The following is a 16,171-nucleotide window of genomic DNA, read 5'->3' as shown; positions in this document are numbered from 1 at the left end:
ATGCGCAAATGGCGAGATCGGGTTTGAATTCATTGTGCCGGTGGCGGTTTTGGGTTTCGCCTACCGGTACTGGGGTCCGACAGGTACCCCGCTTTGATGTAAGGATATAACGTGGGCAAGGTTACAGGTTTTCTGGAAATCGACCGTCAGGTTGGCAAGTATCAGCCAGCGTCGGACCGCATTCGCCACTTCCGGGAATTCACAATTCCCATGTCCGATGCCGAGGTGCAGAAGCAGGCGGCACGCTGCATGGACTGTGGCATCCCGTACTGTCATGGTCCGACTGGCTGTCCCGTGCACAACCAGATCCCCGACTGGAACGATCTGGTCTATAATGGCGGCTGGGAAGAGGCGATCCGCAATCTTCATTCCACCAACAACTTCCCGGAATTCACGGGCCGTGTTTGTCCCGCTCCTTGTGAGGAAGCCTGCACGCTGAACCTTGAAGATACGCCGGTTGCGATCAAGACGGTCGAACAGGCGATTGCTGACAAGGCGTATGAGCTTGGCTTCATCGTGCCGAAGCCAGCGACGATCCATACCGGCAAGAAGGTTGCGATCATTGGCTCTGGCCCATCCGGTCTGGCCGCCGCCCAGCAGCTTGGCCGCTCTGGTCACGAGGTCCACGTCTACGAGCGCGAATCCAAGGCTGGCGGTCTGCTTCGCTATGGCATTCCGGACTTCAAGATGGAGAAGAACTTCATCGATCGCCGCGTCGAGCAGATCAGCGGTGAAGGCGTCACCTTCCATTACGGCGTAAACATCGGTGTCGATCTGTCCGTCGAAAAGCTGATCGCGGATCACGATGCGGTTCTGTATTGCGGCGGATCGGAAACCCCGCGTCCGGCCGGTATCGGTGGCGCCGATTTCCATGGCGTTTATGATGCCATGCCGTATCTCGTGCAGCAGAACCGTCGCGTCGGTCGTGAAAACATCGATAGCGTTGGCTGGCCTGCCGATCCTATCCTGGCTGGCGGCAAGCACGTCGTTGTTGTCGGTGGTGGCGATACGGCATCGGACTGCGTTGGCACGGCGTTCCGTCAGGGCGCGGTAAAGGTAACCCAGCTCGACATTCGCCCCATGCCGCCGGAAAAGGAGGACAAGCTTGCTGTCTGGCCGTTCTGGGCAACCAAGATGCGCACGTCTTCCTCGCAGGCAGAGGGTGCCGTTCGCGAATTTCAGGTGGCAACGCTTGAATTTGTTGGCGAAGAAGGCGTTCTGACCGGCGTGAAATGCTGCCAGGTGGATGAGAAGCGCAAGCCGATCGCCGGCACGGAGTTCATCATCAAGGCCGATCTCGCCTTCATCGCAATCGGTTTCTCCGGCCCGTTCACGGACAGCGTTCTGAAGGAACTGGACGGCAAGCTCGAGCTCAACACCGACCGCCGTGGTTCGACGAACGTTGTCGCGAATGACCGCGACTACAAGACGTCTGTCGACAAGCTCTGGACGGCAGGCGACATTCGCCGTGGCCAGTCGCTGGTTGTCTGGGCCATCCGTGAAGGCCGTCAGGCTGCGCGTGCAATCGACGAAGCCCTGATGGGTTCGACGGTTCTGCCGCTGTAAGACAGAAAAGGCGACCGAATGGTCGCCTTCGAATTAATGCATAATCCCCGCCATGCTGCGGGGATTGTCGTTTCTGTCGTCTAATGCTTGTTTTTATGGTCCTGCGAACCGCTCTTCATGGACTGGTCGCGAGACTTGTCCTTCGTGCCGCTCTTGTTTTCAGCAGGCGATGCGGAGGAAGCGCTACGCATCTTGTCGTTGCCGCTCTTGCTGGGTTTCTGGCCGGATTTCTGTCCCGGTTTCATGTGCTGGTCGTGTGTGCTGCCTTGGTGGGCCATGATGTTTACTCCTCATATCATCATTTTTCGCGGATGCTTTCATGCTCCGCAGCCCCTTAACCTCTCAGGAGGACGCACGTTCCTGTTTTAATATTTAGTGATATCGGCGACGTCAGCGGGACATCCGCCAGCGTTATTTTCTGGCCGTTTCGGCAGGTGCAGGAAGCCGGTAGTCATCGACGCGGCCTGTCGGCGCGTCGCTCATCTCTCCGCGTTTTGTCAGCCGCTCGCGTGGGGTTTCAATAACCGACGCTCTGACAGGCTGATCACCGAGCAGTCTGTCTCCCCCATCGAGATCAGGATCGGTCAGGCTGATCGGCTGCGTGCGAACCTGTCCTGCGTCGATGCCGAGAGCCGGGAGTGAGGTGAGGGCGGGAAGATTGCTACCGTCGAGTTTCACAAGATCCGGTCCCGCGCCATCCAGGTGGCGGCGCACGAATTTCTCGACATAGAAAGCGAGCTTGCGTTTTCCTGCCTGTGTCATGCCAATGCCGTCAGCCTCGCGAAGGCGAGCCTGCTGACCGTTCATGTCATAACCGGTGACGACGAATTTTCCGGCCTCATCCACAAAGCCATCCCATACGTCAACGAACTCGCCACCATGTTTTTCAACATGGGTGCGATAGAGCCGGTTGAAACCGGCAAGATCAACCGTGAGCGATGGGGACTGGAAGGCGGGCGCGCCGACCCACAGCACCGGTACTTTCTGGCGCGTGGCGATCGCCAGCAGCGCATCGATCCGTCGTTCGTACTCCTTGTACCAGAGATCGGTGCCGAATTTCTCGCGTACGTCTCCGATCAGCATCTGCTGCCGGTCGTTCGATCCCATCATGATGACGATGGTGGCCGGGCTCGTCTCCTTGATGAACTGCGGCAGGTTCGCAAACCAGTCGTAATAATCAGTGCGCACCAGGCCTGAAGAGCCGTTCGCACGGACATCAACCGTGATGGCAGGAGAGTTGGCAAAGGCATTCACGAGTTCTTCGCCCATGCCGCCTGCGAGAAAGTCGCCTACGACCAGAACGCGTCGCGCATTTTCCAGCTTGGCGGCAGGCTCCGGCTTCGTCGTCCGCATCTGAACCACGGAAGGGGTCTTTCGCGCCGGTTGAGGGCGGGTTACCGATCTTGCGCGAGGAGCGGCGTCACGTCGGATGCGCTGCTGGTATTCCCGATCCGGCGGGGCAGTCTCCCGGCCGACTGGCCGACCGAACAGCATTTCAAACAGCGTTCGCCGTTGCTCCTGCGCCATCGCGGCGGACGGCGCGAGCGGGATGCAAATTGCAAACGACAAAATGACGGCGCAGATGCGCTGCCCGGCCGGTTTGTTTTGCAATGCGGATGTGTGACTCATGACATCGACCCTCCCGGTCGATCCGGCGGCACTCCACGATGCTGCCAGACCAGACCGGTGTATCTTATCAGTTACGCAAGGCTCTCAGAAGTCTCTGCGAAGGCTCGCCGTCGCTTTCCATTCCCATTCGGGACTGGATGGCGCTGATCGCTGCTTTCGAACCGGAGCCGAAATTACCGTCGATCTCTCCGTCATAATAGCCGAGTTCCTTCATGCGACTCTGAAGCTCGAACTTCTCCTTGATGTCGAGCGTGCCGTCGGGGCGTGGCCATTTCTGCTGCATTCCGCCGTAGCCGGCGATCTCGTCGGCCAGCATGCCAACGGCCAGCGCATAGCTGTCGGATGCATTGTATTTCTTGATGGTGAAGAAGTTTTTCATCATCAGGAAGCCGGGGCCATTTGCTCCGCCCTGCAACTTCAACATGGCACGGTCGGAACCGCGGGTGAAGTTCTTGCCGTTCGGACGTGTGAAGCCAAGCTTCGCCCATTCCGCTATGGTTTTGGTTTGCCCTTCGTAACGGGCGCCGCCACGCGGGACTGCTGTTTCGTAACCCCAGGTTCTACCCGGTTCCCAGCCATTTTTCGCAAGCAGGTTTGCTGCGGTGGCCAGAGCGTCGGGAACGGAGTGCCAGATGTCCCGCTTGCCATTGCCGTCCGCGTCGATTGCGTAAAGCAGGTAGCTGGTGGGAATGAACTGCGTGTGGCCCATGGCGCCTGCCCAGGAACCAGTGAGCTGTTTCGGCGTCACGTCACCAGCCTGCAGGATCTTGAGGGCAGCGATCAGCTGGTTGCGGGCGAATTTGGCGCGTTTGGGATCGGAATAGGCCAGCGTTGCCAGTGCCTGCGGAATATTGTGCAGACGCTCCGGCTTTTCGAGGACGGCACCGTAGTTCGATTCCATCGACCAGATCGCAAGGATGATATGCCTGTCGACATTGAAGTTCCGCTCGATCCAGTTCAGCGTCGTAGCATGGCGCGCCTTCATCTCGCGGCCGATCCGGACAGTGTAAGGGTTCACGCGAGAATCGAGATAATCCCAGATCTGTGTTGTGAATTCAGGTTGATAGGTTGCCTTGCGCAGCGCGTCAGGGTCAGGCTCGGTCACGCCGGCGAACGCTTTCTGATAGGTCGCCTTGCTGATGCCTTCTTTCGCGGCTGTTGAGTAAAACTGGTTGATCCACTGTCTGAAGCCAGCGTCGGCATGTGCTGAGAATGGCGTCAGGGTGATCGCCAGACCTGCAAACACCATGCAGCCGAATTTGCGGACATCTGAAAGGATCATCTTTGTCATCGTCAGTCTTTCGTTCTCTCGAATGTCATTTCGATTGCGAGATACGCATCGGGCTTCACGATGGATACCAAAAGAACGTCAACAAATTCTTTACCATTAATAGATGGTAGCGTCGACCTTTACAAAACGTTGTTGTTTTTGAAATAACAACTGCGTGAGGGAATGGGATCCAGTTTTTATCTCTCAGGAGGGATATGTGGTAGAAAAGAAGAAAATTCGGAAAGCCGTATTTCCGGTCGCAGGCCTCGGCACACGTTTCCTGCCCGCTACAAAGGCGGTTCCGAAAGAAATGCTCACGGTTGTGGACAAGCCAGTCATCCAGTACGTCGTTGATGAAGCGGCGGAAGCGGGCATCGAGCATTTCGTCTTTGTCACTGGTCGCGGTAAGGCAGTGATCGAAGATTATTTCGATATTCAATTTGAACTCGAACAGATGCTGCGCGAGCGCAACAAGAATGCCGAGCTGACATTGCTCGCCGGTTTGCTGCCCAAGGCAGGTACGGCAAGCTTTACGCGCCAGCAGGTGCCGCTCGGTCTTGGTCATGCGGTCTGGTGCGCACGCGATATCGTTGGCGACGAGCCTTTTGCGGTTCTGTTGCCTGACATGATCATGCATTCGCAGAAGAGCTGCCTGAAGGGCATGGTCGAACTTTATGACCACACCGGCGGCAACGTGATCGCCGTTCAGGAGTGCGATCCGGACCAGACGCACAAATACGGTATCGTCGGTGTCGGTGATGCGGTCGGCGAAGGGTTCAAGATCACTGAGATGGTCGAGAAGCCGGCCAAGGGTACGGCGCCGTCGAATTTCTACATCAACGGCCGTTACATTCTGCAGCCGGAGATCTTCGATATTCTTGAAAATCAGGAGCGCGGTGCAGGCAATGAAATCCAGTTGACGGATGGCATGCTGACCCTGGCGAATTCGCAGGAGTTCGCGGGCTACCACTTCCGTGGCCAGACGTTCGATTGCGGCGCCAAGGATGGGTTCATTCTCGCGAACGTCGCATTTGCTCTGGAACGCAGCGATATCCGCGCTTCGATCGAAGAGCCGATCAAGACGCTGATCGGCGGCCTGAAGTAATCAGTCTAAACGCGATATGAAAATCCCGGCCTTGTGCCGGGATTTTTGTTTCAGCGGTTCTCTTGTGCCGTGGGTGCGTCGGCTTCAGCGTTTCAGGACAAGCCCTGCACCGACACGAAGCTCGCTGCTGTCGTAAACCGGTGTCCACTGATAACTGACGTCCGCGGTAAGGTCGAGGTAACGGTTGATGCCCCATGTCAGTCCAGCACCTGCAGTGTATTCCATCACATTTTCCATGTCGGAAGAAGAGGGGAACGTCCGCCGCACGATCTGTCCCGTCAGGCGTGCAACGAGATTGTTGCGCAATTCGTGGGTCAGTCCGGTATTGAGCTGATAGGAAATCCAGCCGCCTTGCGGGCCGCCAGCGAAGTCTTCGATCGTTGTCCGGAGGCCCAGATTGACGTTCGTGCCACGTTGTGGCGACCAGTTCAGGTCGCCGTCGAGGGTCAGCGCACCGATCGATGCCAGCCGCTCGTCGTCATATTGCTTGCGCAGGTAGCCAATGGCCGCTTCGCCCCGGGTCTTTTCGCCGAGGTCTACCTCGGCGCCGATTTTTGCTCCATAGGAATGGGAGGAACGGGCAAAGCCGGAATTATCCCGATCCCGATCATACTTTGTTGCACCAGCGTTCAACTCGAGGAACGGAATCAGCGCGGGCGACAGTTCGTAACCGACGCGACCGCGCAGATTTACCGCGTTCCGATCCCGGTCGCTAAGACTGATCGCTGCGCCGTTCAGCCCTTTCGCGTCCGTGTAGACGGTTCTGGAAAGATCGAGCGCTGACAGGCCACGCAGTTTTCCAAAATCGCGTTCTATGGAGGCGCCAGCCGTGAACTGATGTTCGCCACCCTGCACGGATGCACCGGTCAGTGCGTTCGGATCGGTGGTATCTTCACGGTCGAATTCGTATCCTGTCTTCAGATTGGCGGTGGTATCGCGACCGAGGTCCAGACGTAGATCGGCATCGATCCTTGCGCGTGGCTCTTCGCCGTCCTTGCTTCCGAAATTCTTCTCCCACGCACCGTCTCCCGTCACCGTCAGGGCATGGCGCGACCAATCGCTGGTCAGCGTACCGCGAATGCCTGTGGTCAGATAGTGACGGCGGGAAGGGCCACCCGTATTGCTTTGCTTCTCTGTGTTGATTGTCTGGCTGAGCGACGGTCGCAGGACAAACGTACCCAGCCTTATACCCGGTGTCAGTCCCGGTTCTCCGGTCGGTGGCGGATTCTCGCCGCCATCCACCGTGGGCTCATAGGGGTTTTCTGCTTCGGTATAGGGACGTTCCGAGTCGTCCTGCTGCTCGTAGATCGGGTCGCCGGGGTTGTTCGATGGCCGCCAGAGTTGCGCAGGCGTTGCTACGCGCGCCGCGCCCGTTGGTGTGCCGGTGGTTGCGCCGCCAGGAGCTTGCGTCTCGTTTTGCGGGTCGATCGCTGGGGCCGGTGTAATCTTATTCTGCGCCAGCGCATTACCGTTCGAAAAAACAACGGTGCAGGCGAGCAGCATTGCTGCTGCTTTCCGCGACGTCAGTGGACGTGTTGCGGTGCCTTCCAAGACCATGCTTTCTTCACCCGGCGAGTTGTGAGCGCACCGCATGCTCAGGTTTTTCATCCCTCTTGTGTTGTCGATCATCCGCGGATCGGAAACCAGAGTGGGACGGTACAACCCGACCGCGCGACGCATGTTTTAACATCGCTTTAACAATAGGGTTTTTATGGTTAACAGTTGATAAATATGTTCCCGGAACTCTTATGACGGATTATCGGCTGGAATAATCTGTTCATTCCATCTAAGGGCGATGACAGTAGTTTGCGACAGACAAAAGTTGCTTCCAGAATGCGAGCACATACGATTCTTGTGTGTATAGGCACGCGTCTGAGAACCGCTCCTGTGCCGGAAACCTCGCTATGATTTTGTCTGGAAAAATTTAAACCGCATTTGTTTTCTTCTAAGTGATAGTGCTTTTATGGACGCCACGTCGAATATGAACCGGATCGGCTTTTATTGCTGGGATATCACAAATGATAAATTCTACATGGATGACGTCTGCGCACACATATTCGGGGTGTCGCTGGAGCAGGCGAAAAAAGGTATCAGCATTTTCAATATTCTTGAGAAAATTGACCTGGCCGACCGAAATCGCGTTATCGAAGCTGCATTGACGACATTGAAGACGGGGAGCTTCTACTTGCAGGAATATGGAGTGCGGCGCGAGAATGGATCGCTCTCAAGGGTGCGGACTGTTGGCCGGTATCTCGTAGATGAAGAGAATGTTCCCTTCAAGCGGCTGGGCACGATGGAAGAGATTTCCCCACCGGTGCTGCGTCACTGATTGACAGTCAGTGATATTTGTATCGCGCCTCAGCGGGGTGTTTCCTTTCCGTGGAGTAGACTTCTCGGAGGGGAAAGAGTAACAGTCGGCCATGATTACGAGAGCCGTGAAACTGGTCGAAGACAACGCCATCGAATCCGCGCTGCGGACGCTTTCCATGGAGCGTGAGGGCCTTGCTGCCCTTGAGCGCGCCCTGACGGATGGACTGGCGGAACCGTTTTGCAAGGTGATTGAGATCATCGGCGAGTCCGAAGGACGTCTTATCATCACCGGCGTTGGCAAGAGCGGCCATATCGGTGCGAAACTCGCGGCAACTTTTGCATCCACGGGAACACCGGCCTTTTTCGTCCATGCGGCTGAAGCCAACCATGGCGATCTTGGAATGATCGGCGGCAATGATGTCGTGCTGGCGATATCCAAGGGTGGTGAAAGCGCGGAACTGCGCAGCATCATCAATTACACGCGGCGCTTTTCCATTCCGCTGATCGCATTGACCTGCGCGGAGAATTCTTCGCTGGCGAAGGCGTCGGATGTCGTGTTGCTTGTGCCCAATGAGCAGGAAGCGTGCCCTCTTGGGCTGGCACCCACCACATCGACACTGATGCAGCTTGCACTTGGCGATGCGCTGGCCGTTGCGCTACTGGAGGCCCGCAGCTTTACCGCAGGCGATTTCAAGGTGTTCCATCCAGGTGGAAAGCTTGGCGCCAGCCTGACGCTTGTCGGCGACATCATGCACACCGGAGATCGTCTTCCGCTGGTCGACAAAGGTACTCCTATGCCAGATGCTGTGAGCGTGTTGTCACGCAAGCATTTCGGCTGCGTTGCGGTTCTGGACGAGGAGGGCCGTTTGTGCGGCATCGTTACGGAAGGCGATATGGCACGCAACCTTTCGCGCAATCTCGCCGAACTCAGTGTTGATGATATCATGACCCGTTCACCGAAAACGGTCAAAAAGTCTGTGCTGGCGACGAGCGCCTTGGCGACTCTAGAAAAGTTTCACATCGGCGCCCTTATCGTGGTCGATGACGAAAACCGCCCGATAGGGCTGGTGCATTTCCATGATCTGCTGAGGATCGGCGTCGCCTGACTACGCGTTTACCGCCTCGACGGTCAGCGTTCGCCCACGGGCTGAGGCAATTCTAACGCGGGTGCCTGCTGGCATGTCCTTACCTTCCACCGTCCACCAGGTGTCGTCGAGCCGGATACGGCCCCGACCCTCTAAAATGGGTTCCTGCAGCGTCGCGGTGCGGCCCACCAGGCTCGCTTCACGCTGATTGAGGAAAGGCTCGTCACTGGCGTCGCGGTTCTTGCCGAAATATCGTCTGCCCAGCAGTGCGAAGGCGACGGACAGGACGGCAAACAGGACGAGCTGCAATTGCCACGCCCAGAACGCAGCCTCCCATAAAAACAGCGACAGCACGCCAATGACCAGTGCCGCGAGCCCGATCCAGATCAGGAAAACGCCTGGTGCAATGAGCTCCGCGGCGAGCAGGATGAATGCGACGATCCACCAGCTCCAGGGCCCGAGTTCTGCGGCAAGCCGTTGAAGCATATCACTTCCCCGTAGTGGAGCCGAACGGATTGCCCGGCGCAGGGATATTGACGGGCTGGCCTGTGGGCCTGCCGCTTGGCGGTACCGAGCGGGAAGATGAGGGTGCAGCGGGTGCCGGGGGGGCTGCGGTATCGCCCCTGTCGCCGAACACTTCTTTCGCAATCGCACCGATACCGCCGAGAGTGCCGATCAATGAGGATGCCTCCATCGGCATCAGCACGATTTTCGAATTCTTGGCTGTTCCGATATCGGAGAGCGCTTCGGTGTATTTCTGCGCAATGAAGTAGTTGATGGCGTGGATGTCGCCAGCGGCGATGGCTTCGGAAACCATGCGGGTTGCCTTGGCTTCCGCTTCGGCAAGACGTTCGCGGGCCTCTGCATCACGGAACGCGGCTTCGCGCTGGCCTTCGGCCTCCAGGATCGCCGACTGCTTGGCGCCTTCCGCGCGCAGGATCTGGGCGTTACGCGAGCCTTCCGCTTCCAGAACCTGGGCGCGCTTTTCGCGCTCGGCCTTCATCTGTCGCGCCATGGCATCCACAAGATCCTTGGGCGGCGCTATGTCCTTGATCTCGACGCGTGTGACCTTGATGCCCCATGGCCCGACAGCTTCGTCAACGACGCGCAGCAGCCGTTCATTGATGGTGTCGCGGTTCGACAGCAACTCGTCGAGGTCCATCGATCCCATCACCGAGCGGATGTTGGTCATGGTCAGGTTCTGGATGGCGATTTCCAGATTTGCAATCTGATAGGCGGCTTGGGCAGCATTCAGAACCTGATAGAAAGCGATGGCGTCAGCCGAGATGCTGGCATTGTCGCGGGTGATGACTTCCTGTGTCGGAATGTCGAGAACCTGCTCCATCACGTTCATGCGTGCGCCGATGCGCTCGAAGAACGGCACGATCAGGTTGAGGCCGGGCTCCAGCGTTCTCGTATAGCGGCCGAAGCGTTCCACCGTATAGCGATAGCCTTGCGGGACGGTCTTGATGCCGGCAAACAGCACCAGAATGACCAGCACTACCGCCGCCAGCACGACGATATCGAAGCCGCCCAATGCAATCATCGCTTTTCCTCCGCAATCTGTTGAACCAGAAGTTCGCACCCTTGAGCGGTTATGGCAGGATTATATCCAGCCTTGCAACTCCCGGCGTACAACTGCCTCGAGAACGTTCATGCCTTCCGCGCTGTCGTTGAGACATGGAACATGGGTGAATTTCTCGCCGCCATTGTGCAGGAAAATCTCGCCCGCTTCACCGGCGATCTCCTCCAGCGTCTCGAGACAATCCGATACGAAGCCGGGGTTCATGACGGCGATGCGCTTGACGCCTTCCGAAGCCAGTTTCTCGACGGTTTTGTCGGTATAGGGCTGAAGCCACTCTTCCGGTCCGAAACGGGACTGGAAGGTTATCATGAAGTTCTTTTCCGTCAGTCCCAGCGCCTCACGCAGCAGACGGGCGGTTTTCTGACAGTGGCAATAATAAGGGTCGCCCTTCCGGAAATAGGACTGTGGAATACCGTGAAACGACGTGATGAGCATTTCCGGCTCCCAGTCCAGCGTCGCCAGATGTTTTTTCACGGAGGTTGCGAGCGCGTCGATGTAAACCGGGTTGTCGTGGTAGGGCGGTACGGTGCGTATGGCTGGCTGCCAGCGCAGCTTCATCAGATGTTCGAAAGCCTTGTCGTTGACGGTTGCAGTGGTTGACGCGGCATACTGCGGATAGAGCGGGAAAAGCAGGATCTTTTCACAGCCTCTCTCTTTCAGGGCATCGATCTTCGAGGCAATGGACGGCTGACCATAGCGCATCGCCCAGTCCACGACGACATTCGGCAGGTCTTTGAGAAGCTCCACCATACGATCTGACTGGTTGCGCGTATAGGTTCGCAGATAGCTTTCATCCAGCTCGTGATTCCAGATTTCCTCATAGGCTTTGCCAACTTTCTGCGGGCGCTTGTTGAGCACGATGCCGTAGAGGATCGGGTACCAGTAAAGCCGGGACCACTCGATCACCCGCTTGTCGCTCAGAAACTCCGCCAGATAACGGCGCATCGATTTGTAATCGGTACCGTCAGGTGTTCCCAGATTGACGAGGAGAACACCCACCTTGCCATATGAGACAGAGGGATGATTTTCGGGAAGTGCGGATGTGTTTGCCACCATGAAGGATACCCTGAAACTCGAATTGCATGGCCATACGTTTTTTCGCCGTCAAACGGTTCATTGTGTTCTAGACTAAATTTTTCAGGATTGAACCATCCGAGGCTGTGATTTCAGGTGCACGCCTGCGTGATACACTGCGTTTTCCGCAGATTTGTTGTTTAATATTTTGTTTTTATTTGTGAAAGTGAAAAGCCAGCCCCTTTCGGGACTGGCTTTCGTCTCTGCGACAAATTGCCCTGCCGCGTTACATCGGTGTCTCAGTTGGCCGGAATTTCCAGCTCATCACCGATTTCGATGTGGTTCGGGTGCTTCAGGGCGTTTGCATCGGCAATCTTCGTCCACAGTGCGCCGTCGCCGTATTTTTCTGCGGCGATCTTCCAGAGCGAGTCACCCTTGGCCACCACGTAGTTCGTGGTCGCGGGAGCCGCCGCTGCCGGAGTTGTCGTCGCAGGAGCGGTTGCTGCAGGCGCGGTTGCTGCCGGAGCGGAAGCAGCGGGTGCTGCTGGCGCCGGAGCGGCAGGTGCCTGCGCTGTTTCTTTCGGAGGTGCCACGTAGTCGGCCGGCGTCACGTCGGTGATGCGACCGTCGGTGTAAGGCTTGTATGGGCTGTTTGCGCTGATATAGGTTGCCACGGCGTCTTCGAGGCTGGGGCCGAAGTCATAGGCGTTGATGGCCTTGGTTGCGAAGATTTTGTAGCCGTCGCCACCGGAACGCATGTAATTGTTGGACACCACGCCATAAGTCTTGTTCGGGTCAAGCGGCACGAACCCTTCGCCCTCCTTTACCTCGACGGAAACAACGCGGCTCCCGGCAGGCTTCGACCGGTCGAAGGAATATTTCAGGCCGGCAACCTGAGCAAAGCGTCCAGCGCCTTCTTCGATCTGGCTTGCGCCGTTCTCAAGAGCGGCAACCAAGTCCGAGCCCTTGAGCTGGAATGTGGCGATCGAGTTCTGGAACGGCAAAACCGTCAGGACCTCGCCCATCGTAACGGTGCCTGTATCGATGGAGGCACGCAGACCGCCGCCGTTCTGGATGGCAATGGTTATGCCTTGATCCTTGACACGATCCAGCAGGGCATCGGAAACGAGGTTGCCCATGGTGCATTCCTTGGCGCGGCAAACTTCGCGGGAGCCGTCAATGGCCGCCTCGGACGTACCGATTTCCTTTTTCTTCATTTCCTCAAGCGGACCGGCCAGTTCGGCAACGCGGCTGGTGAAACCTTCATCGGGCTTCACGGAAGCGTCCAGAAGTTTCGGTGCGCCTTCGACCGTTTTGACGACGCCATTGTCATCGAAGGTCACAGTCAGATCGCCGAGATACTTGGAATAGGCATAGGCCGTGACGATCGGAACATCTACGCCAGACGGGTTCTTTACGAGCGTCGGATAAGGGCCTGCAGCCTTGGTATCCGTGCTGGAAAGCAGCGTGTGGCTATGGCCACCGACGATGACGTCGATGCCGTCGACTGCCTTGGCGATTTCCTGGTCGCGGACGTAACCGACGTGGGACAGAAGCACGATCTTGTTGATGCCCTGATCCTGAATTTCCTTCACGGCACCCTGGAGATAAGTAACCTCATCTTCAAAGCTGATCTTGTCGCCGGGGGAGGAGGTTTCGTTCGTATCGGTTGCGAGAACGGAAACGACTGCCACCTTCTGACCGTTCATTTCCTTGACGATGTAACCTTTGTACTTGTTGGCTACGATCGAGTCCGCCGCGGCCTTGGTGTTGCCGGAAATGATCGGGAATTTCAGGGCGTCGATGAACTTGAGCAGTTCTTCCGGTCCATCGTCGAATTCGTGGTTACCGATGGCCATGGCATCGAAGCCGATGCCGTTCATGAATTCCGCGATGGGGCCGCTCTTGTATTGGGTATAGAACAGCGAACCCTGGAACTGGTCGCCGGCGTCCAGAACCAAGAGGTTCGCGCCGTTGCCCAATTCACTTCGCCGGGTGTCGATGGCGGACTTTACGCGGGCGATACCGCCGAAGCATTCGTTCTTTTCAGTTTCCGCCGGAGAGCAGGTCGAATCGAATTTGTTGATGGCCTCGATACGCGAGTGCAGGTCGTTGATATGCAGAATGTTGAGTTGGTAGTCGGCAAATGCTGCTCCGGTCGTCAGCGTGATGGCCGAAGCAGTCAGCAGGCCTAGTCTCAAAATTCTTTTCATGGTCCCTCTCTCCTGTTTGAAGTGGCAATCATTCTGCCAGCTTCTTTTTGTGTACTGCGGAAATATGTCAGCGGTTCAAAGCATGATGTTTTCATCTGCTGGCGGGCTGGGCAAGAGAAATTGTGACAGGTGCGCAATAAAACAGGACATATGCATGATGCATATGTCCTGTAAGGTTCAACATATTGAAAATAAGGCGCTATCAGCCCTGACGCGTCAACGTGAACTGGCTGTTCGTGTCGGTCGTGCAGTTCAATTGTGAAGGCGATATCAACGCGCAATTCACACGTGACTGCGTATTGCGCACCAGCGACGTCATGTTGATTTCATAGAGGGTCGGTGAAATCGTTACATAGGTGCCGGAGGCAAGAAGCGTATTGGTGTCGCTGGAACGGGTGGAGAAAGAGCCGTTCTGGAACGTCGAGACGATGCCGTTACGGTCGATCCAGCGACCATCCACCGCCGGGCCACGGGAAATCGATGGGATCGAGGGTGACTGCGAGACAGGGCCGGGCGCCACGCACGACGACACCGCGATTGCGGCGCAAAGCAAAGCAGCGGTCGTCTTGAAGTTCATGGGCCTGTTCTCCTGCGATTCGATAAAGCCGATCCTGTCAGACCATGCCGTGAAGTTTTTGTTATTTCAAGGCAACGCGCATGTATCGCACAGGTTCCACTGACGAATTTCAAAACCGGGTGGCACGACCATGAGGCATTTTTTATTCAGCGCACAAGAATGTTCTTGAATTGCCATGGGTCGGACATGTCGAGACTGTCCGGGAACAGACCCGGGCGACCATCGAGCGGCGTCCAGTTCGTATAGTGCCCTTCGACCGGCCCCAGATAGGGACGCTGGATCTCAAGGCAGCGTCGATAGTCCATTTCATCGGCCTCGACGATACCCGCAGCCGGATTTTCCAGCGCCCAGACCATTCCGGCCAGTACCGCGGAACTGACCTGCAAGCCCGTGGCGTTCTGATAGGGCGCTAGCGACCGCGCCTCCTGCAGGGACAGTCTTGATCCATACCAGTAGGCATTCTTGTCATGGCCGAAAAGCAGGACGCCGAGTTCGTCTGCTCCGTCGACCAGTTCACTTTCGCCCAGCACGTGCTGTACCGGCTGCGGCTTGCTGCCATTGCCGAACATTTCGTGCAGTGAAAGAACCGCATCATTGCAGGGGTGGTACGCGTAATGGCAGGTCGGCCGGAACACCACGTCGCCATGGTCGTTGCGAACGGTAAAATAGTCGGAAATCGAGATCGCCTCGTTATGTGTTACAAGAAAGCCGTACTGCGGCCCGAGTGTCGGACACCAGGTCCGGACCCGCGTGGCTGCTCCCGGCTGATCGAGGTAGATTGCGGCCTTGGTGCCTTTCTTGTGCTTTTTTGCGTTCTTCGGCATCCATTTTTCGTGTGTTCCCCAACCGAGTTCGGCGGGCTGCAGTCCTTCTGACACAAAGCCTTCAACGGACCATGTATTCCAGAATGCACCGAAGGGCTTCGGCTCTTTTGCCCGCTGCGTGTCGCGCTCGGCCACGTGCACGCCCTTGACGCCAAGACGCTTCATGAGTTTTGCCCAGGCCTCGCGGTCGTGGGCTTGCGGTTCTTCGAAATCCAGTCCGCTATCGGTCGCAAGGTTGATGAGGGCCTGCTTCACGAACCACGACACCATGCCGGGATTGGCGCCGCAGGTGGAAACGGCGGTGGTTCCACCTGGTTTCGCCGTTTTCTCCTTGAGCATCGTCTCGCGAAGCGAGTAGTTGGTGCGGGATGCGTTGTCGGCATTCTTGTCGAAGTAAAAGCCCGGCCATGGCTCCACGACGGTGTCGATATAGAGCATACCGTGTTTGCGGCAGATCGTCATCAGATCGACCGATGAAGCATCGACAGACAGGTTGACGCAAAAGCCCTGACCTTCGACATCCTTCATAAGCGGCAGAAGGATGTCCTTGTAGTTCTTTTTCGTCAGATGGGTGCGGATATGGCGAATGCCTTTTTGGGCGAGAAAGCTTGAGATATCCTCGCGAGGGTCGATCACGACGAGCCGCGTCCTGTCAAAATTGAAGTGACGTTCGATCAGCGGGAGAGTGCCACGTCCGATGGATCCGAAACCGATCATGATGATGGGACCGCTGATATTGCCGTAGTTCGGATGGATCGGATCCGTCATTCGTCATTTTTCCTTTTCAGCCAATGGCTAAGCTAAATCATACAATTCCGCGTCAATAAAGGGGACAGCCATGACGGTGATGTGACGATGGATGTTTTGTGGTTGAATAGCCATTCTGGCCCTTCGCAATTTAACCGGTACGTTTATAATCCGAGACCGGATACGAACATGAGATGTCTTTGGTAGGGGGCGGGCAGATCGGGGAGTGTCCTTGCGTACCTCATC

Annotated in this window: 14 protein-coding genes; 4 read left to right on the top strand and 10 right to left on the bottom strand. The window is 56.8% G+C overall.

The genetic code is table 11. The features are described 5' to 3' along the window. Window positions 1-111 precede the first annotated feature (111 nt). Window positions 112-1,566 carry a glutamate synthase subunit beta gene (locus N7578_RS01690; RefSeq protein ID WP_311108588.1) on the top strand — a complete coding sequence of 485 codons (1,455 nt, stop codon included), beginning with the start codon at window positions 112-114 and terminating at the stop codon, window positions 1,564-1,566. Between the two features lie 80 nt (window positions 1,567-1,646). On the opposite strand, the gene N7578_RS01685 is transcribed toward N7578_RS01690, so the two are convergent. The 3 genes from N7578_RS01685 to N7578_RS01675 form a co-directional block, all read right to left on the bottom strand. After that, on the bottom strand, window positions 1,647-1,844 hold the full coding sequence (locus tag N7578_RS01685; protein ID WP_311108587.1) for a hypothetical protein: 198 nt from the start codon (window positions 1,842-1,844) through the stop codon (window positions 1,647-1,649). 133 nt (window positions 1,845-1,977) lie between these two features. Then, on the bottom strand, window positions 1,978-3,195 hold the full coding sequence (locus N7578_RS01680; RefSeq protein ID WP_311108586.1) for a DUF459 domain-containing protein: 1,218 nt from the start codon (window positions 3,193-3,195) through the stop codon (window positions 1,978-1,980). Between the two features lie 67 nt (window positions 3,196-3,262). Next, the gene (locus N7578_RS01675) at window positions 3,263-4,486 is read right to left on the bottom strand and encodes a lytic murein transglycosylase (protein WP_311108585.1); all 1,224 of its coding nucleotides are present in this window, start codon (window positions 4,484-4,486) and stop codon (window positions 3,263-3,265) included. Between the two features lie 196 nt (window positions 4,487-4,682). Between N7578_RS01675 and galU the strand changes: the two genes are divergently transcribed. Next, on the top strand, window positions 4,683-5,570 hold the full coding sequence (galU, locus tag N7578_RS01670; protein ID WP_311108584.1) for a UTP--glucose-1-phosphate uridylyltransferase GalU: 888 nt from the start codon (window positions 4,683-4,685) through the stop codon (window positions 5,568-5,570). A gap of 84 nt (window positions 5,571-5,654) precedes the next feature. Here galU and N7578_RS01665 read toward each other — a convergent pair whose 3' ends face one another. Further along, a complete protein-coding gene (locus N7578_RS01665) occupies window positions 5,655-7,127 on the bottom strand; it encodes an outer membrane beta-barrel protein (protein WP_311108583.1) in 1,473 nt (490 codons plus the stop codon). 406 nt (window positions 7,128-7,533) lie between these two features. Between N7578_RS01665 and N7578_RS01660 the strand changes: the two genes are divergently transcribed. Further along, complete coding sequence (locus tag N7578_RS01660) at window positions 7,534-7,899, top strand: PAS domain-containing protein (RefSeq protein WP_311108582.1); 366 nt, start codon at window positions 7,534-7,536, stop codon at window positions 7,897-7,899. A gap of 91 nt (window positions 7,900-7,990) precedes the next feature. Next, window positions 7,991-8,986 carry a KpsF/GutQ family sugar-phosphate isomerase gene (locus tag N7578_RS01655; protein WP_311108581.1) on the top strand — a complete coding sequence of 332 codons (996 nt, stop codon included), beginning with the start codon at window positions 7,991-7,993 and terminating at the stop codon, window positions 8,984-8,986. On the opposite strand, the gene N7578_RS01650 is transcribed toward N7578_RS01655, so the two are convergent. The 6 genes from N7578_RS01650 to N7578_RS01625 form a co-directional block, all read right to left on the bottom strand. Next, window positions 8,987-9,451: an NfeD family protein gene (locus N7578_RS01650; protein WP_311108580.1), complete on the bottom strand. Its 465-nt coding sequence runs from the start codon at window positions 9,449-9,451 to the stop codon at window positions 8,987-8,989. Window position 9,452: 1 nt separating this feature from the next. Next, a complete protein-coding gene (locus N7578_RS01645) occupies window positions 9,453-10,511 on the bottom strand; it encodes an SPFH domain-containing protein (protein WP_311108579.1) in 1,059 nt (352 codons plus the stop codon). Window positions 10,512-10,571: 60 nt separating this feature from the next. Further along, window positions 10,572-11,606 (bottom strand): ferrochelatase, encoded by a 1,035-nt coding sequence (gene hemH / locus N7578_RS01640; protein WP_311108578.1) that lies wholly within the window; start codon window positions 11,604-11,606, stop codon window positions 10,572-10,574. A gap of 257 nt (window positions 11,607-11,863) precedes the next feature. Continuing rightward, the gene (locus N7578_RS01635) at window positions 11,864-13,777 is read right to left on the bottom strand and encodes a 5'-nucleotidase C-terminal domain-containing protein (RefSeq protein WP_311108577.1); all 1,914 of its coding nucleotides are present in this window, start codon (window positions 13,775-13,777) and stop codon (window positions 11,864-11,866) included. A gap of 202 nt (window positions 13,778-13,979) precedes the next feature. Further along, window positions 13,980-14,354, bottom strand: coding sequence for an outer membrane lipoprotein Omp10 (omp10, locus tag N7578_RS01630; protein WP_311108576.1), 375 nt, complete (start codon window positions 14,352-14,354; stop codon window positions 13,980-13,982). Between the two features lie 146 nt (window positions 14,355-14,500). Continuing rightward, window positions 14,501-15,946: a homospermidine synthase gene (locus N7578_RS01625; protein ID WP_311108575.1), complete on the bottom strand. Its 1,446-nt coding sequence runs from the start codon at window positions 15,944-15,946 to the stop codon at window positions 14,501-14,503. Window positions 15,947-16,171: the final 225 nt, after the last annotated feature.

The organism is Agrobacterium tumefaciens, assembly GCF_031801495.1.
GTDB classification, from domain to species: Bacteria; Pseudomonadota; Alphaproteobacteria; order Rhizobiales; family Rhizobiaceae; genus Agrobacterium; species Agrobacterium tumefaciens_K.
Note: the sequence above shows the minus strand (reverse complement) of the source record. Positions and strands in the feature narration are given on the sequence as shown.

Coding starts and splice junctions, on each gene's coding strand:
- N7578_RS01685 (WP_311108587.1), bottom strand. CDS start 1,844: ATGGCCCACCAAGGCAGCACACACGACCAGCACATGAAACCGGGACAG.
- N7578_RS01680 (WP_311108586.1), bottom strand. CDS start 3,195: ATGAGTCACACATCCGCATTGCAAAACAAACCGGCCGGGCAGCGCATC.
- N7578_RS01675 (WP_311108585.1), bottom strand. CDS start 4,486: ATGACAAAGATGATCCTTTCAGATGTCCGCAAATTCGGCTGCATGGTG.
- N7578_RS01665 (WP_311108583.1), bottom strand. CDS start 7,127: ATGGTCTTGGAAGGCACCGCAACACGTCCACTGACGTCGCGGAAAGCA.
- N7578_RS01660 (WP_311108582.1), top strand. CDS start 7,534: ATGGACGCCACGTCGAATATGAACCGGATCGGCTTTTATTGCTGGGAT.
- N7578_RS01655 (WP_311108581.1), top strand. CDS start 7,991: ATGATTACGAGAGCCGTGAAACTGGTCGAAGACAACGCCATCGAATCC.
- N7578_RS01650 (WP_311108580.1), bottom strand. CDS start 9,451: ATGCTTCAACGGCTTGCCGCAGAACTCGGGCCCTGGAGCTGGTGGATC.
- N7578_RS01645 (WP_311108579.1), bottom strand. CDS start 10,511: ATGATTGCATTGGGCGGCTTCGATATCGTCGTGCTGGCGGCGGTAGTG.
- hemH (WP_311108578.1), bottom strand. CDS start 11,606: ATGGTGGCAAACACATCCGCACTTCCCGAAAATCATCCCTCTGTCTCA.
- N7578_RS01635 (WP_311108577.1), bottom strand. CDS start 13,777: ATGAAAAGAATTTTGAGACTAGGCCTGCTGACTGCTTCGGCCATCACG.
- omp10 (WP_311108576.1), bottom strand. CDS start 14,354: ATGAACTTCAAGACGACCGCTGCTTTGCTTTGCGCCGCAATCGCGGTG.
- N7578_RS01625 (WP_311108575.1), bottom strand. CDS start 15,946: ATGACGGATCCGATCCATCCGAACTACGGCAATATCAGCGGTCCCATC.